Origin of the sequence: Kribbella sp. NPDC048928, from assembly GCF_043197975.1 — a bacterium.
GTDB lineage: Bacteria > Actinomycetota > Actinomycetes > Propionibacteriales > Kribbellaceae > Kribbella.
This window is the reverse complement of the sequence record NZ_JBICUC010000002.1, coordinates 28,719-49,132: the sequence shown is the minus strand read 5'-3', so window position 1 is coordinate 49,132 and position 20,414 is coordinate 28,719. Positions and strand designations below refer to the sequence as shown.

Sequence of the window (20,414 nt, the reverse complement as noted above, 5' to 3'; positions counted from 1 at the left end):
GTTTCGGCGAGTGAAGATCGCAGTCGTACGGGAGACCAGACCGGCCGAGCGCCGGGTCGCACTGGTGCCGGAACAAGTCGCGAAACTGATCGAGCTCGGCTACGAGGTCGCGGTCGAGCCGGCCGCCGGCGAACGCGCGCTGTTCTCCGACGACCAGTACCGCGACGCCGGCGCCGAGGTTGCCTGGGGCGCCGACCACGCGGCGACCATCGTGGCGTCGGTGCAGCCGCTGGAACGCGAACGCCTGCTGCGGTTGCACGCCGGTACGGCGCTGATGTCCTTCCTGCCGACGAACCCGCCGGATGTGGTCCGCACCGCAACGCGGGCCAAGCTGACGGCGTTCGCGATGGAGCTGGTGCCGCGGATCTCCCGGGCCCAGTCGATGGACGCGCTGTCGTCGCAGGCCCTCGTCGCCGGCTACCGCGCCGCGATCGTCGCCGCCGAACGCCTGCCCCGGTTCTTCCCGCTGAACATGACCGCCGCCGGTACGGTCCCGCCGGCCCAGGTCCTCGTCCTCGGCGCGGGCGTCGCGGGCCTGCAGGCGATCGCCACCTGCAAGCGCCTCGGCGCGGTCGTGAAGGCGTACGACGTCCGGACGGCCGCTGCCGAGGAGATCGCCTCGATGGGCGCCGTACCGATCGAGCTCGAGCTCGGAACCCTCGACGGGCCCGGCGGCTACGCCCGCGAGATGACCGCGGAGCGTGCGCAACTCCAGCGTGAGCTGCTCACGCCGTACGTCGCCGCGGCGGACGCGCTGATCACCACCGCCTCGGTCCCGGGCCGGACCGCCCCGATGCTGGTCTCGCGCTCGATGGTCGAGCAGATGAAGCCCGGCTCGGTGGTCGTCGACCTCGCGTCCGAGCAGGGCGGCAACGTCGAGGGCTCGGTCGCCGGCACCGAGCTGACGATCGGCGACGCACTGGTCTGGGGCGGCGCGAACGTACCGTCCCAGATGGCCGGCCCGGCCTCCCGCCTGTACGGGCAGAACATCGCGAACCTGATCCGGTTGATGACGCGGAACGCCGCCTTCGACCCGGACTTCGACGACGAGATCGTCCGCGGCTGCTGCGTCACTCACGACGGCGCCGTACTGCACGAGCCAACCCGCGAGCTCCTGAAAGGAACGGCCTCGTGAGTGAATCGATCGCGTTGCTGACGATCTTCGTCCTGGCGGCGTTCGTCGGGGTCGAGGTGATCAGCAAGGTCTCCTCGACGCTGCACACCCCGTTGATGTCCGGGGCGAACGCCATCCACGGCGTCATCCTGGTCGGCGCCATCATCGTCACCGGCGCGACCGACTCGGTGATCGTGATGATCGTCGGGCTGCTGGCCGTCGTGCTGGCGACGGTGAACATGGTCGGTGGATTCGTGGTGACGGATCGGATGCTGGAGATGTTCAGGGGTCCGGCGGCACGCAAGAAGGAGCTGCACAAGTGATCCCCACCTGGGCCCAGATCGGCTATCTGGTCTCCGCGGTCTGCTTCATCGTCGCGCTGAAGGCGCTGTCCTCGCCGCGGAGCGCCCGGACCGGCAACCTGATCGGTGCGGCCGGCGCGGTGCTCGCGGTGATCATCACGTTCGCGGCGTACAAGCCCGACCACCTGGCGCCGATCCTGATCGCGCTGATCATCGGCACCATCGGCGGCGTGATCGGCTCGCGGCGGGTGCAGATGACCCAGATGCCGCAGCTCGTTGCCTTGTTCAACGGTGTCGGCGGCGGTGCTGCCGCGCTGGTCGCGCTGCTCGAGCTCGACGAGGTCTCCGCGGACGCTACCGTTGCGGCGATCGCCACGGCGTTCACGATCCTGGTCGGCGCGATCAGCTTCTCCGGTTCGGTGGTGACGTTCGCCAAGCTGCAGGAGTTGATGACGACCCGGCCGGTGACGTTCCCGGGGCTGCCGGTGCTGTTCGTCGCGTCGTTGCTCGGCGGTATCGCGCTCGGGGTGTGGCTGGTGTCGGACCCGCGCGTGTGGGTCGGCGTACTGCTCTGCCTGATCGGTCTCGCGATCGGCGTGATGCTCGTCCTGCCGGTCGGCGGTGCCGACGTACCGATCGTGATCTCGTTGCTGAACGCCTTCACCGGTCTGACCGTGGCCGCGGGCGGTTACGTCCTGGGCAACACGCTGCTGCTGGTCGCGGGCACGCTCGTCGGCGCGGCCGGTACGTTGCTGACGAAGCTGATGGCGGACGCGATGGGGCGGTCCGTGTTCAACATCCTGTTCGGGGCTGTGCGTGGCGGGTCGACGTTGGGTGCCGGTACGGCGTCGGATCGGCCGGTGATCTCCGCCGGGCCGGAGGACGTCGCGATCCTGCTCGGGTACGCGAACAAGGTCATCATCGTGCCCGGGTACGGTCTCGCCGTGGCGCAGGCGCAGCACACGCTCCGCGACCTCGTTGAGGAGCTGCAGGGCCGGGGCGTGAAGGTCGACTATGCGATCCATCCGGTGGCGGGGCGGATGCCTGGTCACATGAACGTACTGCTGGCAGAGGCCCAGGTCCCGTACGAGCAACTGCGCGAGATGGACGACATCAACGGCGACTTCAAGACCACCGACGTGGTGCTCGTCGTCGGCGCCAACGACGTCGTCAACCCCGCCGCCCGCACCACCCCCTCGGCCCCCATCTACGGCATGCCGATCCTGAACGCCGACGAGGCGCAACGCGTCATCTTCCTCAAACGCTCCATGCGCCCCGGCTTCGCCGGCATCGAGAACGAACTCCTCTACGACCCCCGAACCACCCTCCTCTTCGGCGACGCCCGAGACTCCCTAACCAAACTCCTAACCGCCCTAAAAACCGTCTAACCCCACACCCCCGCCCCGCGCCCGCGCCCCGCACACTCGGGGCGCAGCGCACCCGGCGCCTCGCGCGACCAGGTACCCGCCCCACGCGTCCCGGGGGTACCCGCCCCCAACGCGTCCTTGGGAGCACCCACCCCATGCGCTTCCGGGGTGCCCGCCCACGCCTCCGGTGGTCCCGGGACATCGGCCCCGCGACCCACCGGCGCTCCCGGGGGTACCCGGCCCAGGCGCTACCGGGGTACTCGCCCCCACTCCTCGCGCTCCCGGGGCCTCGCTCTCGTCCAGCGCAGCCGGGCCAGGCGCACCGGGGCTCGCGGGCCCGCGCCCGCCTCCTGCGCCCGTACTCGCGCCCTGGGGGCCTGCGGTTTGTGCGTCCTGCTCGGGCTTGTGCGGCTCCCGGTTGGGTGTTGGGTTCTCGGGTGGGGGATGGGGATCTTTGCGGAAACTTTTGTGCGTCTGCTGGCAAGAATGTTCCGCAAAGGCGACCTGGGCGGGGGCGGGGTGTGGTTGGTGCGCTTGGCGGGTGGGGTGTGCAAGGTGAACAGGACGTATACGTCTACTGGCGGGCAATTGGGATGGTGCTCAGGCGGGCGAACAGCAGGTGCCAGTCATATACGTCCTGTCCACCCTGCAGGCACCTGGCCGCCCCCGGCCAACGACCTCCCCCGGCCAGGGCGCTCCGTTGCCCGCACCCTGATTCATCTGTTTGACTTCGATACCGAGAGTCCGGGTGGCGCACCCATTCCTCTCGCCCTTCCCGCGCCCCAAGGAGAACACTTTGTCCTGCCATGCGTTGTCCCTTTCCCGAGCCTGGGACTGGGGCTAATCCACCCACCCGCGCTGCGCCGCCCGAACCCCCAACTCGAACCGCCCCGAAGCCCCCACCTGCTCACTCAACTTAGCCGCAATCCGCCGCACAGTCCGCAACGAAACCCCCAACTTCCGCCCCACCTGCTCATCAGTAGCCCCATGCACCAGCAGCCGCAAAAACTCAGCCTCCTGCCCGCTGATCCCACCCTCGCGAGCCCACTGCTCGCCCGCAAACGGCGTGAACCCCTGGTCCCACAGCCCGAGGAACAGTTCTTCCGCCATCCGCACCACAGCCCGGCTGTGATGAACGACAGCGCCGACAGCGTTGTCTTCCGGATCGATCCCCATCACCGCCGACTCGTTGTCGAAGATGATCAGCCGGAACGGAATCGACGGGGCGATCCGGATCTTGCCGCCCAGGCCCGCGATAAACTCCAGAATCTCCCGGGCACCCGGCCGCTTCCAGTACGACTCCGCGTAGATATATCGCATCTCTACGCCGTTCTCAAGATGATTCCTATCGGGAAAAGCCTCGGGATTCCAGTTAGCTGTGCTGCCATCTTGCATGAGTCCCCACATTGACTTCGTGGGGCGGAATCGTTGCATTCTTTGATTCGCGAGTTCGCGTCCTTGAAGAATCTCGACGTCGCGCGTCGTCCGTTGGACCAGGAAATTCGCAAGGTTGGCGGTGAACTTGCTAGCGGCGAGTTGATCGGTGCGAAGTTGCGCAGTCAGCTCGTCAATCTCCTGCTGCCGGTCAGCTGCCAGCTGACCGAAGGTAACCGCCGGATCCAGCGGGTACTCAAAGCCCTCAATCATGCTCGGGACAACGAAACCGAGGTCCCGCAATCTCTGCAGATCCCGCGAGGTCTTCTCGACGGTGAGTTCGAGCTCGGATGCGAGCTCGTCCAGGTGCTTTGCGTGACCGAGGTCCGGTCGTTGCAGCAGGACCCGGTACACCGCAAGCAGGTCCTCAGTCAGACCCGACGAGTCGAACAAGGCGTTAGACCCAGCCGCGTTTGGCTGCGGCTACTCCGAGTTCGAAGCGGCTGGCGGCGTCCAGGCGTTCGGAGAGGTTGGCGGTGATGCGGCGGGCGGTGCGGAGGGAGATGCCTAGGAGGCGGGCGACCTGTTCGTCCTTCGCGCCACCGGCGAGGAGGCGCAGTACTTCGGACTCGTGGGGCGTGAGGGGGGTTTCGTCGTCGCGGTCCTCGGGATCGAACATCTCGCTGGCACGGGACCAGTAGGAGTCGAAGAGGGCGAGGGCGACGGAGACAACTGCCGGCGTGCGGTGGATGACTGCGCCGGCGGTCGGGTTGTCCGGGTCCATCGGCATGACCGCGATCTCCTGGTCGAAGAGCAGCAGCCGCATCGGGAGTGTCGGAGTCACCCGAACTTCGCCTCCCAGACGGTGCATCGTCGCGGCGTACTCGATTGCCAGTTTCGACGCTGTCATGCTCTGGAGGTAGACAGTTCGCATCTTGAGGCCGCGGCCCAACAGCTCGAAGTCAGGCGATCGCTCCGACTTCGGCAGCGAGTCGTCGAAGTGCGCAGGAACCAGACCCCAGAAGGTGTCCTTGGCTTTTAGCGCCAGCTCCTCGATCCGGCGCGCCGCGTTCGCGCGGCCTTTGAGTACCTCAACGTCTCCGCTGCTCCGGGACGTCAGCAGCTCGTTGTACTGCTCCGCGATGATCTCTGCGGATGCTTCGGCCTCTTTGAGTTCGCCGAGGGCTTTGGTCAGCTCGGTGCGGCGGCGCTCAGCCAGACCGCTCAGCCCGACGCGAGGGTGAACTGCGTGCTCGCCATCGGGATTCGTCCAGGTCGGGACCAGGAGCTCCAGCCTTCGGAGCCTGTCCATCAACTCCTCGACTTCGCCGGTCGAACGCTCTACTAGCGCTGCTATCTGCTCGGGCGTACTGTCGGGACGGCTGAGAAGGGCGTGATAGACCGCGAAAGTGGCTTCGTCCACCCCCAGCGGTTCAAGCACGATCCCTCTTCTCCAGAACTTGTCGGAACCGACCATATACAGACAGCGTCGACAAAGTGCACACGATGGGCGGTTCCGGATTGTTTCGAAGGGAAGAATTGTGATCAAGAAGTTGCTGACCGTAGCCGCGATCGCGGTACTCGGGATTGTCGTCCCGCCGTCGACGGCGTCGGCCGTCGGTGCGAATCCAGCCTGCCAGCTGATTCAGACCTGCTGGTAGACGTTGGTCGTTGGGCGGTGTGGCGTCCCGTAGACTGCGGGGGTGGCTCGTGGCGATGGTCGGCTTACTGATGAACTCGACCCGCAGGATCTGGGTCCGCAGGACGCTTGTGGCGTCTTCGGGGTCTGGGCGCCGGGTGAAGAGGTTGCCAAACTGACGTATTTCGGTCTCTACGCCCTGCAGCACCGGGGGCAGGAGTCGGCCGGGATCGCGGTCAGTAACGGGAACCAGATTCTTGTCTACAAGGACATGGGGCTGGTCAGTCAGGCGTTCGACGAGGCGACGCTGGCGTCGCTGCGCGGGCATATCGCGATCGGTCACTGCCGGTATTCGACGACCGGGTCCAGCGTCTGGGCGAATGCGCAGCCGACGTTCCGGTCCACCGCGACCGGTTCGATCGCGCTCGGTCACAACGGGAACCTGACCAACACCAGCGAGCTCGCCGCCAGCCTGAACGGTGAGGGCGACCTGGATCTCGGGCTGGACGCCGACGTCGATCACGCGAAGGCGAACGCCAAGCACGGCGCGTCCTCCGACACCGACATCCTCACCTCGATGCTGGCCGGCTACCCGGACCTCACCATCGAGCAGGCCGCGGCCAAGATCCTTCCGAAGGTCAAGGGCGCGTACAGCCTGATCTTCATGGACGAGAACACGCTGTACGCCGCCCGCGACCCGCAGGGCATCCGCCCGCTGGTCCTCGGCCGGCTGGAGCGCGGCTGGGTGATCGCGAGCGAGACCGCCGCCCTCGACATCTGTGGTGCGAGCTTCATTCGTGAGGTCGAGCCGGGTGAGATCGTCGCGATCGACGCGGACGGCCTGCGGTCGACGAAGTTCGCCGAGCCGGACCCGAAGGGCTGCCTGTTCGAGTTCGTGTACCTGGCCCGCCCGGACACCCAGATCTCCGGCCAGCGGATCTACTCGACCCGGGTCGAGATCGGCCGCAAGCTCGCCAAGGAGCACCCGGCCGAGGCCGACCTCGTCATTGCCACCCCCGAGTCCGGTACGCCGGGCGCCATCGGGTACGCCGAGGCGTCGGGCATCCCGTACGGGTCCGGCCTGGTGAAGAACGCCTACGTGGGCCGTACGTTCATCCAGCCGAGCCAGACGATCCGCCAACTCGGCATCCGCCTGAAGCTGAACCCGCTCCGCGAGGTGATCGAGGGCAAGCGCCTGGTGGTCGTCGACGACACGATCGTCCGCGGCAACACCCAGCGCGCCGTGATCCGGATGCTGCGCGAGGCCGGCGCGAAGGAGATCCACGTCCGGATCACCGCGCCGCCGGTGAAGTGGCCGTGCTTCTACGGCATCGACTTCGCCAGCCGGGCCGAGCTGATCGCGAACGGGCTGAACACCGAGGAGATCTGCCGCTCGCTCGGCGCCGACTCGCTCGGGTACATCAGCCTGGACGGCCTGGTCGAGGCGACCACCGTCCCGATGGACCGGCTCTGCCGGGCCTGCTTCGACGGGGTGTACCCGGTCGCGCTGCCCGAGCCCGAGCAGCTCGGCAAGCACCTGCTCGAGGAGCCGGCGCGGACCGACGCGGACGGTTTGGCGACGATCTCCGGCGGTGCCGGCGCGGCGGACGCGCTCAGCCGCCCGTAGCCGCCCGGAAGCGCTGGAGCCGAAGGAACCGAACCGGGACCGGGCGAGCTGCAAGCCGGAGGAATCGGACCGGGCGCCGCGCCGTGGGGATCCGTCCGTCAGACTGGATGCCGCCAGGAGGATGTCGTGACAGGCCGTGACAGGGAGACAGAACAGTGAGCGAAGGGGCGAGCTACGCCGCCGCCGGGGTCGACATCGAGGCCGGTGACCGGGCCGTCGAGCTGATGAAGGAGTGGGTGGCGAAGGCGACCCGCCCCGAGGTGGTCGGTGGTCTCGGCGGTTTCGCCGGGCTGTTCGACGCGACCGCGCTGACGTCGTACCGGCGTCCGCTGCTGGCGACCTCGACCGACGGGATCGGGACCAAGGTCGCGATCGCGCAGCAGCTCGGCAAGCACGACACGATCGGGTTCGACCTGGTCGGGATGGTCGTCGACGACCTGGTCGTCTGCGGCGCCGAGCCGCTGTTCATGACCGACTACATCTGCACCGGCAAGGTGGTCCCGGAGACGATCGCGCAGATCGTGAAGGGCATCGCGGAGGCGTGTGTCGAGGCCGGTACGGCGCTGGTCGGCGGCGAGACCGCGGAGCACCCGGGCTTGCTGGAGCCGGACGAGTACGACGTCGCGGGCGCGGCGACCGGTGTGGTCGAGGCCGACGAGGTGCTTGGCGCGGAGCGCGTCACAGCGGGTGACGTCGTCGTGGCGATGGCCTCGTCGGGTCTGCACTCGAACGGCTACAGCCTGGTGCGGCATGTGTTCTTCGACCGGGCCAAGTGGACGCTGGACCGGGTGGTGCCGGAGCTCGGTACGACGCTCGGCGAGGTCCTGCTGACGCCGACCCGGGTGTACGCGAAGCACTGCCTCGAGCTGATCCAGGAGCTCAACGGCGACGACGACAAGCCGCTGCACGCGATGTCGCACATCACCGGCGGTGGCTTCGCATCGAACCTGGCGCGAGTGATCCCCGACGACCTGTCCGTACGGATCGACCGGTCGACGTGGACGCCGGCGCCGATCTTCGGGCTCGTCGGACTGCTCGGCGACGTGGCGCTGCCCGAGCTCGAGAAGACGCTGAACATGGGCGCCGGGATGGTGGCCGTATTGGACCCGGCGTCCGCGGACGCCGCGATCCGGGCACTGGCTGCCCGTGACATCCCCGCCTGGGTCTGCGGCGAAGTCACCGCAACCGCCGGCGGCACCGTCACCCTCGAAGGCACCTACGCCAAATAGCGCGGCAGTCCACCTACGCCAAGAAGTGCACCGCGGCCACCTGTGGGCGGGTCTCGATCGGGCAGTCCGACGCCTCGGGCTCCCCGGTCTGATGATCCGCCACAGGTGGTGCTGGTGTGATGGAACACGTCGGGCGCACGGTGAACTGCTCAGCCACCCGCTAGGGGGCGCCTGAGCAGCTCAGCCGGGCTGATGTCTTACCGACGGGGGTGGTAGTCGTCGGCGTCGTCTCCGTCGCCGTCGTTGTCACCGTTTGCAGAACGGTCGCCACCCTGGTCACCGGACAGCTCACGCTTGAGCTGGTCCAAGTCGGTGTCCCAGGTGCGGTACTTCAGGTCGCGTGCGACCTTCGTCTGCTTGGCCTTTGCACGGCCGCGCCCCATAGCGTCGACCCCCTCGCACAAGTCAACCGGGTACGCTGCGTGGCGCCCACGGATCAGTCGTCAGTAATCGTGGTTCAAGGATACCCGGAGCGGCGGATCGACACACGCACCGCCCCCTGCCGAACCCCCGGAGAGGTCCGATCACAGCATCGGCGGGGTGGGCCGATCCCCTCAAACCGGCCCACCCCGCCGCGTCCGACCCCGTTACTTGACCTCGCGACGTGAGCTTGCCCACAGTCCGACGACGGTCGGGAGAACGATCCAGACGCCGACCGCGACCAGCGTCTCCGGCACCATCCCGTGCAGGTCACGCTCCGCGATCCGGCCGAGCGCCCCGAACACGTCCAGCCAGTTCGCGTTGTCCTTGAACAGCGCCGGCCCGGCCAGCGACCAGGCGGTCGGCGCGATGAAGTACGCGAGAATCGCGACCGCCGTCTGCGGGATCACCGCACCGAACGCGGCACCCATCACGACGTTCAGCGCGACGGCCAGGTACGCGCCGGCGAGCTGCCCGCCGAGTCCCGCGTACGACGCTGTGTGGTCGGTGAGCGCACCGGCCAGCGCCGTGCTCGCCAGCGCCAGCGCGACGACAACGGTCATCACGACCGCGGTCAGGACCACCGCGGAGACGAACTTGGCCAGCTGCACGCGGATCCGCCGCGGCGACAGCGTGAACGTGGTCAGCGCCGTCCGCTGCGTCCACTCCGACGTCATCGCCATCACGCCGATGACAGGAAGTAGCAGCAGTACGCCGGTCGACGCGGCGCCGATGAAGCCGTCGAACCCGGCCGGGCCCTTCGGCAGGTGGGTGAGCTGCCACGCCAGCGCGGCGAGTGCGATCAGCAGGATGGCGGCGATCAGGACCCGGCCGCTGCGGGTGTTGACGGACTTGCGGAGCTCGATCGCGACGAGCTTCAGGAACGACTGGCCGCGTGCGGGCGGCAGGCTCGTCGCCACCTCGCTGCGGTGCTTGGCGGTCGTCGCGGGCGCGACGTCGGTCACGGTGGTCATCGGGCCTCCTGGCCTGGACTGAGGAGCGTAGGGAGCGAAGCGACTGGAGCGACGAGGGGAGGCCAGGAGGAAAAGCCCGATGGCCCGCCGCGACGGAGTCGTGGCATCAGTACTGTCATAGAAGTCTCCCGGAAGAAAGTCGGTGGGTCAGGCGGCAACGGGCAGTTCGGTCAGCTGGAAGAACAGGTCCTCCAGGCCGGCGCCGTCGCTCTGGCGAAGCTCGAGAAGGATCTGACCGGCAGCGGCGGCGGCGCGCCCGACCTGCTCGGCGGTGGCATCGACGCGCAGTGCGCCGTCCTGGGCCGGCTCGACCGGCAGGCCGGCGGCGGTCAGCGCCTGGCTCAGGCCGGCCGGGTCGAGCCCGCGGACGAGCGTGCCGGAACCGGCCAGCAGCTCCTCCAGTGAGCCGTTGGCGACGATCCGGCCGCCGCCGATCACGACCAGCCGGTCGACGGTCGCCTGGACCTCACCGAGCAGGTGGCTGGACAGGATCACGGTGCCGCCGCGGGCCGCGAAGTCGTGCAGCAGCCCGCGCATCCAGCGGATGCCCTCCGGGTCCATGCCGTTCGCGGGCTCGTCAAGGATCAGTACGGCAGGATCGCCGAGCAGTGCGCTCGCGATGCCGAGCCGCTGCCGCATACCGAGCGAGTACTGTCCGACGCGGCGCTTCGCGGCGTGGTCCAGGCCGACCGCTTCGAGCATCTCGTCGGCGCGCGCCTTCGGCACCCCGAGCAGGCTGGCGTTCAGCAGCAGCGTCTCGCGGCCCGTACGGCCCGGGTGCTGCGCGGCGGCGTCGAGCATGACCCCGACCACGCGACCCGGGTTCGGCAGGTCGGCGTACCGCTTGCCGGTGATGGTGGCGGTGCCGGAGGTCGGCGGCGTCAGCCCGGTGAGCATCCGCAGCGTGGTGGACTTGCCGGCCCCGTTCGGCCCGAGGAAGCCGGTGATGCTGCCCGGCTGGACGGTGAACGAGACGTCCTGGACAGCCGTGGTGCTGCCGTAGCGCTTGGTCAGGTTCTCGACGGTGATCATGGCAACGAGTCAACCGTGCGTGACCCCTGCCGCACATCGGACGACCGGCTGCACCGACCCCCTACGAAAGTTGTCGATCGGGGTCTGGAACCTAGCCGCAAGAGGGAGGAGATCACGCCAGGCGCCGAACTACAGTGACGGAATGCGACGGTTGCGCCGGTGGTACGCCTGGTGGGTCAGGCATGCCCCGCGCCTCCGCGACATCCTGTACGTCTGCTTCAGCTTGCTGACGATCGTCCTGCAGGCGGCGTCCGGTCCCGGAGGCTGGAGCCCGCACGACTGGTTCGTGCTGGCGGCCGGAGTGGTTGCCTCGGGCGCCCTGTTCTGGCGCCGGCGCTTCCCGGTCACGGTCACCGCGATCACGGTGCTCGCGATGCTGGTCGCGTCGATCTTCGTCCCGATGGGCCTGGCCCTGCTGACGCTGGCGATCCGCCGCCGCGACCTCGCGCTGGCGATCCTCGGCCTGGCCGCGTACGTCGCCTACGTCCTGAACAGCTGGGGCGGCGACGGCCAGCTCTGGGTCTCCCTGTTCACCGGTCCGTTCCTGGTCGGGACGTGGATCGCGATCGGTGCGTACGTCGGTGCGCGCCGCGACCTGATGGCGTCGCTGCGGGACCGCGCCGAACGGGCCGAGGCCGAGCGTGAACTGCGCAGCGAGCAGGCCCGCCTCGGCGAGCGCTCCCGGATCGCCCAGGAGATGCACGACGTTCTCGCCCACAAGGTCTCGCTGATCGCGCTGCACGCCGGCGGCCTCGAGGTGAACCCGACCGTCGGCCCGGACCGGGTGGAGGGCTCCGCACGGCTGATCCGCGAGACGGCGCGGCAGGCGATGGAGGACCTCCGCGAGGTTCTCGGCGTACTGCGGACCGACGTCAGCGTCGACGGCGCCGACCTGTCGCCGGTCCCGAAGGCGGCGGACCTCGAGCGGCTCATCAGCGCCTCCCGGGACGCCGGCGTGACCGTCGGGTACGTCGGTACGCTGCCGGACGACGTACCGCCCGCGGTCGGACGGACCGTCTACCGGGTTGTGCAGGAGTCGCTGACCAACGTGCACAAGCACGCTCGCGGCGCCGCGACCGACGTACGGGTCCAGGGCGCCCGTGGCGAGGGAGTGACGGTCAGGGTGACGAACGTCCGGCCGGTGGCTGCTGGTTCACTGCTGCCAGGTGCCGGTGCCGGGCTGGTCGGTCTGCGCGAACGGGTGCAGCTGGCCGCCGGCCGGTTGACGACCGGGCCGACCGCGGACGGCGGGTGGCGGGTCGAGGCGTGGCTGCCGTGGGACGACCATCGGCAGGACAGCGAGCCTGTGCTCGTGGAAGGAGAACGATGACACGGCTGCTGATCGTGGACGACGAGGCGCTGGTCCGGGCGGGACTGAAGATGATCCTCGAGTCCGACGACGACCTCGAGGTGGTCGCCGAGGCGGGCGACGGCGCGGACGCCGCGGCGATGGTGAAGGAACACCGCCCGGACGTCGTACTGATGGACATCCGGATGCCGCGGCTGGACGGCCTGGCCGCGACCCGAGAGGTGCAGGCGCTGCCGGATCCGCCGAAGATCGTCGTCCTGACGACCTTCGACCTGGACGACTACGTGTTCCGGGCGTTGCAGGCCGGGGCGAGCGGGTTCCTGCTGAAGGACACGCCGCCGCGCGAGCTCGTACAGGCGATCAAGGTGGTCGCGGCCGGGGACGCGATGCTGTCGCCGGCGGTCACCCGGCGGCTGATCGGGCACTTCGCCGGCGACCCGCGCGCCGACCGGCGACGGACGGCGCAGGCGCGGATCAGCAAGCTCACCGACCGGGAGCGGGAGGTGCTCGTCGCGGTCGGCCGCGGTCTGCAGAACGCCGACATCGGCCGGAGGCTCTTCATGAGCGAGGCGACCGTGAAGGCCCACGTCTCCCGGGCCCTGGTGAAGCTGGACGCGACGAACCGTGTCCAGGTCGCGATCCTCGCCTACGAGGCCGGTCTGCTCGACGACTGAGGAGCGGGCAAAGGAAACCGGCCCGTGCCGTCGGAGGGGTGGGGGGGTCGACGGCCCGGGCCGGTTCCGGGAGTCAGCGTGCCTGGGGGAGAGGACGCTGACGACCGGCCGGCGCCCAATGGGGGGAAGGGCGCCGACCGGTCAGGACTCAGATGCGGCCGAAGGCCACGCTGCTGGTCCAGATCTTCGCCTTGGCAACCGGGCGACCCGGCTTCGAGGCGTGCCACAGCATGTTCCCGCCGGCGTAGATGCCGACGTGGTACACGCCGCCGCCACCGTTGCGGAAGAACACCAGGTCGCCGGGCTTGGCCGAGCTGCGGCTGATGTGCTTGGTGGCGCTGTACTGCTGGCGCGACGTACGGGGCAGCTTGTGGCCGGCCTTCTTGTACACGAAGCCGGTGTAGCCGGAGCAGTCGAAGCCGCGGCTCGTCGTGCCGCCGTAGCGGTACGGCGTGCCCTTGAGCTTGGCCGCCTCGCGCAGCACCTTGGTGCGGAACGTACCGACCGAGCCGCTGGACTTGCCGTACGGACCGTAGAGCACCTTGTGCTTCGCGGCCCAGGTCAGCCGGCCCCAGGTCTTCTTGTCGGTGTAGCCGGTGGCCTTGAGACCCCAGGAAGTCTGGAACTTCTTCAGGATCCGGACGGTGCTGTTGCCGAAGTAGCCGTCCGGACCGAGGTGCAGGGCCTTCTGGACGTACTTCACGGTCGGGCCGCGGTCGCGGAACCGAAGCAGCGGCCGGCTCGGAATGCTCCAGTACCCACGCGGGACGCTGGTCGCGGCCGTGGTGGAGCTGGTCGCCGCCTGAGCGGTCGGCGTGGTCGTCACGGAGAGCGCGGCTCCACCGCCAACAGCGAGACCGACCGTGAGAACGGCGGCTGCGGCCCGGGGAGCACCCGGACGGTTGGACTTGCGGTGCTTCGCCAGGGTCCGGCCGATCGGCCGGTCGGTACTGGATTCAGCGGGCTGGCTGACGGCGCGCGAAAGCGACGTCCGTCGGGCAGTGACGGGCATGGTGGTCTCCCGACGCCTGTGAAGTTAGCTGTCGGGTTCGGGCTGGGATTCATGGCCCGGTCCGCTCCCGCGGACTTCACCCCAGGGTTTCGACCACTCACGGTCGAGACCCAACTTCCTGGGTCCCCCACCTCTGCCATTGGTATTCGAGGGGAGCACACGGGCCTGGCAGAGCTCGGCGTTGACTCGCGTGCGGTTCGTGTTATTTACCGAACCGCCGACGACTGTATAACAGGATGATCACGACGCAAACCCTTAGATCGGCAGACTCGTTGCTGAATGGGCCTGAAAGGCTCGCTGACGGATCAGCGAGCCCGGGTGAACACCAGGTGTCCTGAGCGCGTCTGAGCGGGGCGCAGGGGTCGACTGGCGGCTTCGATGTGGCCTCGGTCACATTCGACGGTGGCTTTCTGTGACAACCGGCACAGAGGGTGGTCAGGGCACCCTAAAGTCCTTGCGAATTCAGCTACTTCCGAGCAGCTCGCGGAACCGCTCCAGGCCGACGTTCCCGCCTGACAGCACCACTCCGACGCGCTCCGGCAGGCCGTGGATCCGCCCGGCCAGCAAGGCCGCCAACGCGGACGCCCCGCTCGGCTCCAGGACGATCTTCAGCCGCTCGAACGCGAATGCCATCGCAGCCACGATCTCCTCGTCGCTGACCAGCTCGAACGACTCCACCAGCCGCCGATTCACCGCGAACGTCAGTTCGCCCGGCGTCGCGATCGCCTGACCGTCCGCGATCGTCCGCGGGATGCCGATCTGGACCCGCTCGCCGGCCGCCAGCGATCTGGCGTGGTCGTCGCCCGCGGCCGGCTCGACCCCGATCATCCGGATCCCCGGCGACATCAGCGTTGCGGCGGTCGCGCAGCCGGCCATCAGTCCGCCGCCGCCGACCGGAACGAGCAGCGCACCGAGGTGCCCGACCTCCTCGATCAGCTCGAGTGCCACCGTCCCCTGCCCGGCCATCACGTCGTAATGGTCGTACGGCGGGATCAGCGTGCACCCACGTTCCGCGGCGAGGGCCTCGCCCAGCGCGGTCCGGTCCTGGGTGTACCGGTCGTACGTCACCACCTCGGCGCCGTACCCACGGGTCGCGGCGAGCTTCGTCGGCGGCGCGTCCTCGGGCATCAGGATGACCGCGGGCGTACCGGCGAGCCGTGCCGCCAGCGCGACCGCCTGCGCATGGTTCCCGGACGAGTACGCCGCGACGCCCGCCGCGAGCTGCTCCGGGCCGAGCCGGCTGACCGCGTTGTAGGCGCCGCGGAACTTGAACGCACCGATCCGCTGGAAGTTCTCCGCCTTCAGGAACACCTGCGCGCCGACGCGCTCGTCGAGCGTCCGCGAGGTGAGGACCGGCGTCCGGTGTGCGACCCCGGCGAGCCGGCCTGCAGCGGCCTGGACATCTGTGAAACTCAGCCCATTCATGGGAAGAAAGTTAGAGCATGTCAAGACGCACCGGACTGCTCCGTACTGATGGATGAAGGCGCCCGATCCGCGGGGGCCGGGTCTGAAGGAGACATCGTGAAGTACCTACTGGTCCTGAATGTGAACCCCGACGTGATCGCCGCGCTGCCCGAGGCGGAGCAGCAGGCGATCGGTACCGGTCACCAGAAGTTCATGGACACCATCAAGGCGTCCGGCGAGTTCCACAGTACGGTCGCGCTGCAGCAGCCGGCCGACTCTGCGGTGGTCCGGGTCCGCAACGGCGTACCGGCGGTCACCGACGGACCGTTCGTGGAGTCCAAGGAGTTCCTCGGCGGCTACTACCTGATCGACGTGGCGTCCCGGGAGCGGGCCTGCGAGCTGGCCGCGATGATCCCGGACGCGAGCATCGAGGGGCTCGGCGTGGAGATCCGCGGGGTCGAGTTCGCGGACGGTCTCTGAGCTCCCGGCAGGCCAAGGGGGTTTCTCCGGTACGCCGGCGAAACCCCCTTGTTTTCTTGGGTTCTCAGTCGGTCTGGTCGTCGACGTTGGCCTCGGCCGCGTTCCGCTTGATCGAGTCGATCCCGTTCATCGCGGAGGACTTGGTCTTGTAGCTTTCGCTGCTGGTCGCGATGACCTCGCCGTTCCCGGCCTTCAAGCGGAACCGGAACTCCCCGGACTTGTCCTTGTACAGCTCGAACTTCCCCGCCATCGGTGTACCTCCATATGCAGTGGTATCGCTCCGTTCCGGAGCGTAGTCCTCTCCTGCCGTTCAGGCACTCAGGACACGAGCAGGCCGCGAATTCCGGCAACGGCGAGCTCCACGCCGATCAGGTAGTACCGGTCCTGCGACGCCGGGCAGATCAGTGCGCCGGCGGCCGAGGTGATCAGCGGGTACTGCTCCGGGGAGAGAGCGGCGAGCCCTGCGCGCTTGCGGCGCAGTGAGGCCTCGCGGGCCTCCGGGTCGCTCACCTCGCGGGCGACCGGGTCGGTGGTGACGAGCGCGATCAGCGAGCAGATCGACTGCCGGCCGATCTCGGCGGCGTCGTCGACCGGGAATCCGCCCTCGATCAGCAGTTCCAGCGCACGCTCGGCCAGCGCGAGGCCCGGCTCGGTGACCAGAATCCGCGCCAGGGTGAGGTCCGCCAGCCGCGGATGGGCGCGGAGCGCATCGACGAAGGCGGTCAGCAGCGCGTGCAGCTGCATGTCCCACGGCTCGTCGGTCGGCTCCGGCAGAACGATGTTGGCCAGCACGCGGTCGCCGAGCGCCGCCAGCAGGTCGTCCTTGTCTTTGAAGTGCCGGTACAGCGCCATCGGCGTGACGTCGTGGTGCGCGGCCAGCTTCCGGAACGAGACGGCGGCCGGTCCCTCGTCGTCGGCGATGGCCAGCGCGGTCTCCACGACCCGCTCCGGATCGAGCCGGCGGGCGGTCTCTTTGGTGATCACGTTGACAAGTCTACACCGTAGACCTACTGTCTACTCCGTAAGCTTACAGCGTATACATACACCGTAGACAAAACTTCCGAATGAGGTACGGCGATGCGACGCAGTCCTTGGGCCACCCTGGCGGTACTGGCTCTCGCGCAGTTCATCGTGGTGCTCGACGTGACGATCGTGAACGTCGCGCTGCCCCACATCCAGGCGGACCTGAACTTCTCCGCCGACTCCCTGCAGTGGGTGATCAACGCGTACACCCTGCTCTTCGGCGGCTTCCTGCTGCTCGGCGGCCGGATGGCCGACCTGCTCGGCCCGCGCCGGGTGTTCACCGCGGGCCTGGTGCTCTTCGGCGCCACCTCGCTGATCGCGGGGCTGGCCAACTCACCTGAGTTCCTGATCGCGGCGCGGGCCGTTCAGGGTCTCGGCGGCGCGCTGCTGTCGCCGGCGGCGCTGGCAATCCTGACCATGACCTTCGCCCACGGTCGCGAGCGCAATATCGCGATGGGCGTCTGGGGCGGTCTGGCCGGCCTCGGCGGCACGCTTGGTGTGGTCGCGGGCGGTGTGCTCGTCGACTCGCTCAGCTGGCAGTGGGTGTTCTTCGTGAACGTTCCGATCGTGATTGCACTGATCGCGCTGATCCCGGTCTTCGTACCCGATCTTCGGCACAGTGCCGGTCGCCGGACGTTCGACACTCTTGGGGCTGTTCTGGGTACAGCGGGGCTGATGGCGGTTGTCTACGGCGTGGTGCGCTCGGAGCCTTCCGGATGGGGTTCGTTCGAGGTTGTCGGCGTACTGACCGCGGGGGTCGTGCTGCTGGCCGCGTTCGTCTTCGTGGAGACCCGTTCGGCGGCGCCGCTGGTTCCGCTGCGGTTGTTCCGGTCGCGGGCGCTGAGTGTGTCGGGTGCGACGCTGGCGCTGAATGGTGCCGGGTTCTTGTCGATGTTCTTCCTGACGGCCATCTACCTGCAGCAGGTGCGCGGCGACAGTGCGCTCGACGCCGGCATTCACTTCCTGCCGATGGGCGGCGCGGCGATCGTCGGCGCGGTGCTCGCGTCGCAGCTGGTGCAGCGGCTCGGTACTCGTACGGTGCAGTTGATCGGCGCCGTACTGAGTGTTGCGGGTCTGCTGCTGCTCTCGCAGGCCGACGCAACCGGCAGCTATGTCAGCCAGCTGCTGCCCGGGCTGATCGTCTTCGGCTTCGGCATCATCGGCGTCGGCGTACCAGGGCAGATCAACGCGGTCTCCGAGGTCCGTCCGGTCGAGGCCGGCGCAGCGTCGGGTGTGGTGAACGCGATGTACCAGGTCGGCGGTGCGCTCGGGCTGGCCATCGTCACCACGCTGTCCATCACGCACACCACGAACGAGCTCACGCATGGTGCGACTCAGCTCCAGGCACTCCAGGCCGGGTACGAGCGAGGTCTGTTCGCGGCCGCGGTGTTCGCCGTCGCCAACGTCCTGCTGACTCTCGCCACTCCGCAGCTGCAGCCGACCTCGGAGCAGCTCACCGAGGCGACCGCCGCCGCATAACTTGCCGACGGCAACCTCTCCTCGTCCTAGAGTGGTTGCCGTGCGCAAACTGAACTGGCCGGACTGCAGCAATGTCAGGGATCTCGGTGGACTGCCTGGAGCAGCCGGCGAGGTGCAGGTGGGGAGGCTGGTTCGAAGCGACAACCTCGACCAGCTCACCCCCGCCGGCCTCGCCGCCATCGAGGAGTACGGCATCACCAGGTTCGTCGACCTGCGGAGCGTCTGGGAGTGCGAGAAGTACCCCTCCCCGTACGGTGCGGACCCCCGCTGGCGGAACCTCCCGCTGTGGGATCCGGCGGACGAGGACGTTTCCGGGTTCGACCTGTACGAGCAGTACCGCATCCTGATCGACGACTTCGCCGATCGGGTCGCGCCCGCGGTCGCAGCGATCGCCGACGCGCCGCCTGGCTGCGTGGTGGTCAACTGTCACGCGGGTATGGACCGCACCGGCATCGTCGTTGCCCTGGCCCTGGATCTGATCGGCGTACCGCTCGACCTGATCACCGCCGACTACGAAGCCTCCGGCTCCCCAGGGGACCACATCCGCCGCCTGCTGACCCACATCCGCCAGCAGTACGGCAGCACCGAGGAATACCTGCTCGGGTCCGGAATGACTGCCGAACAAATCGAAGCAATACGTCGCCGGTTGCTCCTTGTTTCGTGAATCCTCGAAGTGTTCGAGAAAATCTCTGCGCCCGCCGGACGCGAACCCTGATGGCTGTTTCGGGGTGCGACATGCCTGCCGGGCCCTGCGATCCGGCTCCCCGGGTGCCGATCGAGTTCGGCACTCCCTGAGGTGAGCCAGGGGCATTCCTGATGTGGTGGGCCGTTCGGTGCCCTGATGCTTGAGGCAACGGATGGACGACAGAGGAGATCGGGATGTTGATGGCATGGGTGACTGCCGCGGCGCTGGCGGTGGGACCGGCGGTTCCGGCAGGCGAGCTGCAGAAGGGGCTCGACGGCGTCGTGGCGATCGGGGCGGTTGCCGAGGTACGGGACAACGGCAAGGTCTGGCGGGGCAGTAGCGGGGTCGCGGAGCTGGGCAAGACGCGAAAGGCTCCGGTGGCGGGACGCTTCCGGGCCGGCAGTATTTCGAAGACGTTCGTCGCCACCGTCGTACTGCAACTCGTTGCCGAGGGGCGGATGCGGCTCGACGATCCGGTGGAGCGGTACCTGCCCGGTGTCGTACCGAACGGCGAGAACATCACCGTGCGGCAACTGCTCAACCACACCAGCGGTTTGTACGACTTCAAGAAGACGCTGGTGATGCCGCCGGGCGCGGAGTTCTACACCTACCAGTACCGGACCTGGACGGCGGCCGAGCAGATCGCCCGCGCGGTCGCCAACCCGCCGGTGTTCAAGGAGCCCGGTTCGCAGTTCGACTACTCGAACACGAACTACCTGGTGCTCGGCGAGATCATCGAGAAGGTCACCGGCCGGACGTACGGCGAGGAGATCGAGCGTCGCCTGATCCGCCCGCTCCGGCTGCACGGTACGTCGATGCCCGGTACGTCGACGCGGATCCCTGGACCGCACATGCACGGGTACGTACCGAAGGACGACGAGATGCTCGACTTCACCGAGATGAACCCGTCGCTGTTCGGGGCGTCCGGCGAGCTGATCTCGACGACGCACGACCTGAACACGTTCTTCGGCGCGCTGCTCGGTGGGCGGCTGCTCCCGGCGCAGCTGCTCGCGGAGATGAAGGAGGCGGGTACCGAGGACGGCACGTACGGGCTGGGGCTGTCGTGGCACGACACCGCCTGCAAGGTGCGGGTGTACGGCAACGACGGTGACGCGCTCGCGTACCAGGCCTACGCGTTCTCCACCGAGGACACCCGCAAGCAGGTCGCGGTGGCGGTGACCCCGAACCTCCCCGCGAACCCGGACGACTCCGTCGACGCGCTCGTCGACCGGGCGATCTGTGGCTGAAACCAGACACCGGGCGTGACTTA

Annotated in this window: 20 protein-coding genes and 1 riboswitch; of the genes, 11 read left to right on the top strand and 9 right to left on the bottom strand. The window is 68.4% G+C overall.

The window, feature by feature from the left end; all coding sequences use genetic code 11:
- Window positions 1-10: 10 nt before the first annotated feature.
- The 3 genes from ACGFI6_RS07080 to ACGFI6_RS07070 are packed head-to-tail and all read left to right on the top strand — an operon-like array spanning window position 11 to window position 2,804.
- The gene (locus tag ACGFI6_RS07080) at window positions 11-1,135 is read left to right on the top strand and encodes an NAD(P) transhydrogenase subunit alpha (protein ID WP_393115820.1); all 1,125 of its coding nucleotides are present in this window, start codon (window positions 11-13) and stop codon (window positions 1,133-1,135) included.
- On the top strand, window positions 1,132-1,437 hold the full coding sequence (locus ACGFI6_RS07075; RefSeq protein ID WP_393115818.1) for an NAD(P) transhydrogenase subunit alpha: 306 nt from the start codon (window positions 1,132-1,134) through the stop codon (window positions 1,435-1,437). The genes ACGFI6_RS07080 and ACGFI6_RS07075 overlap by 4 nt, the downstream gene beginning before the upstream one ends.
- Window positions 1,434-2,804, top strand: coding sequence for an NAD(P)(+) transhydrogenase (Re/Si-specific) subunit beta (locus ACGFI6_RS07070; protein ID WP_393115817.1), 1,371 nt, complete (start codon window positions 1,434-1,436; stop codon window positions 2,802-2,804). The genes ACGFI6_RS07075 and ACGFI6_RS07070 overlap by 4 nt, the downstream gene beginning before the upstream one ends.
- Window positions 2,805-3,623: 819 nt before the next feature.
- Here the strand turns inward: ACGFI6_RS07070 and ACGFI6_RS07065 are convergent.
- Both ACGFI6_RS07065 and ACGFI6_RS07060 read right to left on the bottom strand, forming a co-directional pair.
- Window positions 3,624-4,610, bottom strand: coding sequence for a hypothetical protein (locus tag ACGFI6_RS07065; RefSeq protein ID WP_393115815.1), 987 nt, complete (start codon window positions 4,608-4,610; stop codon window positions 3,624-3,626).
- Window positions 4,611-4,614: 4 nt separating this feature from the next.
- A complete protein-coding gene (locus ACGFI6_RS07060; protein ID WP_393115813.1) occupies window positions 4,615-5,634 on the bottom strand; it encodes a LuxR C-terminal-related transcriptional regulator in 1,020 nt (339 codons plus the stop codon).
- Between the two features lie 226 nt (window positions 5,635-5,860).
- Between ACGFI6_RS07060 and purF the strand changes: the two genes are divergently transcribed.
- Together purF and purM are read left to right on the top strand one after the other, a co-directional pair.
- Complete coding sequence (purF, locus tag ACGFI6_RS07055) at window positions 5,861-7,423, top strand: amidophosphoribosyltransferase (RefSeq protein ID WP_393115812.1); 1,563 nt, start codon at window positions 5,861-5,863, stop codon at window positions 7,421-7,423.
- 155 nt (window positions 7,424-7,578) lie between these two features.
- Window positions 7,579-8,652 (top strand): phosphoribosylformylglycinamidine cyclo-ligase, encoded by a 1,074-nt coding sequence (gene purM / locus ACGFI6_RS07050; protein WP_393115810.1) that lies wholly within the window; start codon window positions 7,579-7,581, stop codon window positions 8,650-8,652.
- Between the two features lie 197 nt (window positions 8,653-8,849).
- Here the strand turns inward: purM and ACGFI6_RS07045 are convergent, their stop codons facing one another.
- The 3 genes from ACGFI6_RS07045 to ACGFI6_RS07035 form a co-directional block, all read right to left on the bottom strand.
- Window positions 8,850-9,035, bottom strand: coding sequence for a DUF3073 domain-containing protein (locus ACGFI6_RS07045; RefSeq protein ID WP_131293116.1), 186 nt, complete (start codon window positions 9,033-9,035; stop codon window positions 8,850-8,852).
- Window positions 9,036-9,239: 204 nt separating this feature from the next.
- Window positions 9,240-10,046: an ABC transporter permease gene (locus ACGFI6_RS07040; protein WP_393115807.1), complete on the bottom strand. Its 807-nt coding sequence runs from the start codon at window positions 10,044-10,046 to the stop codon at window positions 9,240-9,242.
- Window positions 10,047-10,193: 147 nt separating this feature from the next.
- Window positions 10,194-11,078, bottom strand: a complete 885-nt coding sequence (locus ACGFI6_RS07035; protein ID WP_393115806.1) for an ABC transporter ATP-binding protein — start codon at window positions 11,076-11,078, stop codon at window positions 10,194-10,196.
- 142 nt (window positions 11,079-11,220) lie between these two features.
- Between ACGFI6_RS07035 and ACGFI6_RS07030 the strand changes: the two genes are divergently transcribed.
- Together ACGFI6_RS07030 and ACGFI6_RS07025 are read left to right on the top strand one after the other, a co-directional pair.
- Entirely contained in the window at window positions 11,221-12,408 is a 1,188-nt protein-coding gene (locus ACGFI6_RS07030; protein WP_393115803.1) for a sensor histidine kinase, read from the top strand.
- Window positions 12,405-13,061 carry a response regulator gene (locus tag ACGFI6_RS07025; RefSeq protein ID WP_393115802.1) on the top strand — a complete coding sequence of 219 codons (657 nt, stop codon included), beginning with the start codon at window positions 12,405-12,407 and terminating at the stop codon, window positions 13,059-13,061. The genes ACGFI6_RS07030 and ACGFI6_RS07025 overlap by 4 nt, the downstream gene beginning before the upstream one ends.
- Window positions 13,062-13,209: 148 nt before the next feature.
- Here the strand turns inward: ACGFI6_RS07025 and ACGFI6_RS07020 are convergent, their stop codons facing one another.
- Window positions 13,210-14,073 (bottom strand): NlpC/P60 family protein, encoded by an 864-nt coding sequence (locus tag ACGFI6_RS07020; RefSeq protein WP_393115801.1) that lies wholly within the window; start codon window positions 14,071-14,073, stop codon window positions 13,210-13,212.
- A riboswitch (cyclic di-AMP (ydaO/yuaA leader) is annotated at window positions 14,073-14,264 on the bottom strand. Its footprint overlaps the gene before it by 1 nt.
- 271 nt (window positions 14,265-14,535) lie before the next feature.
- Entirely contained in the window at window positions 14,536-15,498 is a 963-nt protein-coding gene (locus ACGFI6_RS07015; protein WP_393115800.1) for a pyridoxal-phosphate dependent enzyme, read from the bottom strand.
- A 96-nt stretch (window positions 15,499-15,594) separates the two neighbouring features.
- Here ACGFI6_RS07015 and ACGFI6_RS07010 point away from each other — a divergent pair, with 96 nt between their 5' ends.
- Window positions 15,595-15,957, top strand: coding sequence for a YciI family protein (locus ACGFI6_RS07010; protein ID WP_393115799.1), 363 nt, complete (start codon window positions 15,595-15,597; stop codon window positions 15,955-15,957).
- Window positions 15,958-16,021: 64 nt separating this feature from the next.
- On the opposite strand, the gene ACGFI6_RS07005 is transcribed toward ACGFI6_RS07010, so the two are convergent.
- Together ACGFI6_RS07005 and ACGFI6_RS07000 are read right to left on the bottom strand one after the other, a co-directional pair.
- The gene (locus ACGFI6_RS07005; protein ID WP_393115798.1) at window positions 16,022-16,207 is read right to left on the bottom strand and encodes a YegP family protein; all 186 of its coding nucleotides are present in this window, start codon (window positions 16,205-16,207) and stop codon (window positions 16,022-16,024) included.
- 68 nt (window positions 16,208-16,275) lie between these two features.
- Window positions 16,276-16,941, bottom strand: coding sequence for a TetR/AcrR family transcriptional regulator (locus tag ACGFI6_RS07000; RefSeq protein WP_393115796.1), 666 nt, complete (start codon window positions 16,939-16,941; stop codon window positions 16,276-16,278).
- A 93-nt stretch (window positions 16,942-17,034) separates the two neighbouring features.
- Here ACGFI6_RS07000 and ACGFI6_RS06995 point away from each other — a divergent pair, with 93 nt between their 5' ends.
- From ACGFI6_RS06995 to ACGFI6_RS06985, 3 genes are all read left to right on the top strand, one after another.
- Window positions 17,035-18,459, top strand: a complete 1,425-nt coding sequence (locus ACGFI6_RS06995) for a DHA2 family efflux MFS transporter permease subunit (RefSeq protein WP_393115795.1) — start codon at window positions 17,035-17,037, stop codon at window positions 18,457-18,459.
- 40 nt (window positions 18,460-18,499) lie between these two features.
- The gene (locus ACGFI6_RS06990) at window positions 18,500-19,123 is read left to right on the top strand and encodes a tyrosine-protein phosphatase (protein WP_393115794.1); all 624 of its coding nucleotides are present in this window, start codon (window positions 18,500-18,502) and stop codon (window positions 19,121-19,123) included.
- Between the two features lie 215 nt (window positions 19,124-19,338).
- Window positions 19,339-20,391 carry a serine hydrolase domain-containing protein gene (locus ACGFI6_RS06985; protein WP_393115793.1) on the top strand — a complete coding sequence of 351 codons (1,053 nt, stop codon included), beginning with the start codon at window positions 19,339-19,341 and terminating at the stop codon, window positions 20,389-20,391.
- Window positions 20,392-20,414: the final 23 nt, after the last annotated feature.

Excerpts from the sequence above, each read along its gene's own strand:
- ACGFI6_RS07005 (WP_393115798.1), bottom strand. The coding sequence starts at position 16,207 with ATGGCGGGGAAGTTCGAGCTGTACAAGGACAAGTCCGGGGAGTTCCGG.
- ACGFI6_RS07025 (WP_393115802.1), top strand. The coding sequence starts at position 12,405 with ATGACACGGCTGCTGATCGTGGACGACGAGGCGCTGGTCCGGGCGGGA.
- ACGFI6_RS07035 (WP_393115806.1), bottom strand. The coding sequence starts at position 11,078 with ATGATCACCGTCGAGAACCTGACCAAGCGCTACGGCAGCACCACGGCT.
- ACGFI6_RS07060 (WP_393115813.1), bottom strand. The coding sequence starts at position 5,634 with ATGGTCGGTTCCGACAAGTTCTGGAGAAGAGGGATCGTGCTTGAACCG.
- ACGFI6_RS07045 (WP_131293116.1), bottom strand. The coding sequence starts at position 9,035 with ATGGGGCGCGGCCGTGCAAAGGCCAAGCAGACGAAGGTCGCACGCGAC.
- ACGFI6_RS07030 (WP_393115803.1), top strand. The coding sequence starts at position 11,221 with ATGCGACGGTTGCGCCGGTGGTACGCCTGGTGGGTCAGGCATGCCCCG.
- ACGFI6_RS06985 (WP_393115793.1), top strand. The coding sequence starts at position 19,339 with ATGTTGATGGCATGGGTGACTGCCGCGGCGCTGGCGGTGGGACCGGCG.
- ACGFI6_RS07020 (WP_393115801.1), bottom strand. The coding sequence starts at position 14,073 with ATGCCCGTCACTGCCCGACGGACGTCGCTTTCGCGCGCCGTCAGCCAG.
- ACGFI6_RS07015 (WP_393115800.1), bottom strand. The coding sequence starts at position 15,498 with ATGAATGGGCTGAGTTTCACAGATGTCCAGGCCGCTGCAGGCCGGCTC.
- ACGFI6_RS07040 (WP_393115807.1), bottom strand. The coding sequence starts at position 10,046 with ATGACCACCGTGACCGACGTCGCGCCCGCGACGACCGCCAAGCACCGC.
- ACGFI6_RS06995 (WP_393115795.1), top strand. The coding sequence starts at position 17,035 with ATGCGACGCAGTCCTTGGGCCACCCTGGCGGTACTGGCTCTCGCGCAG.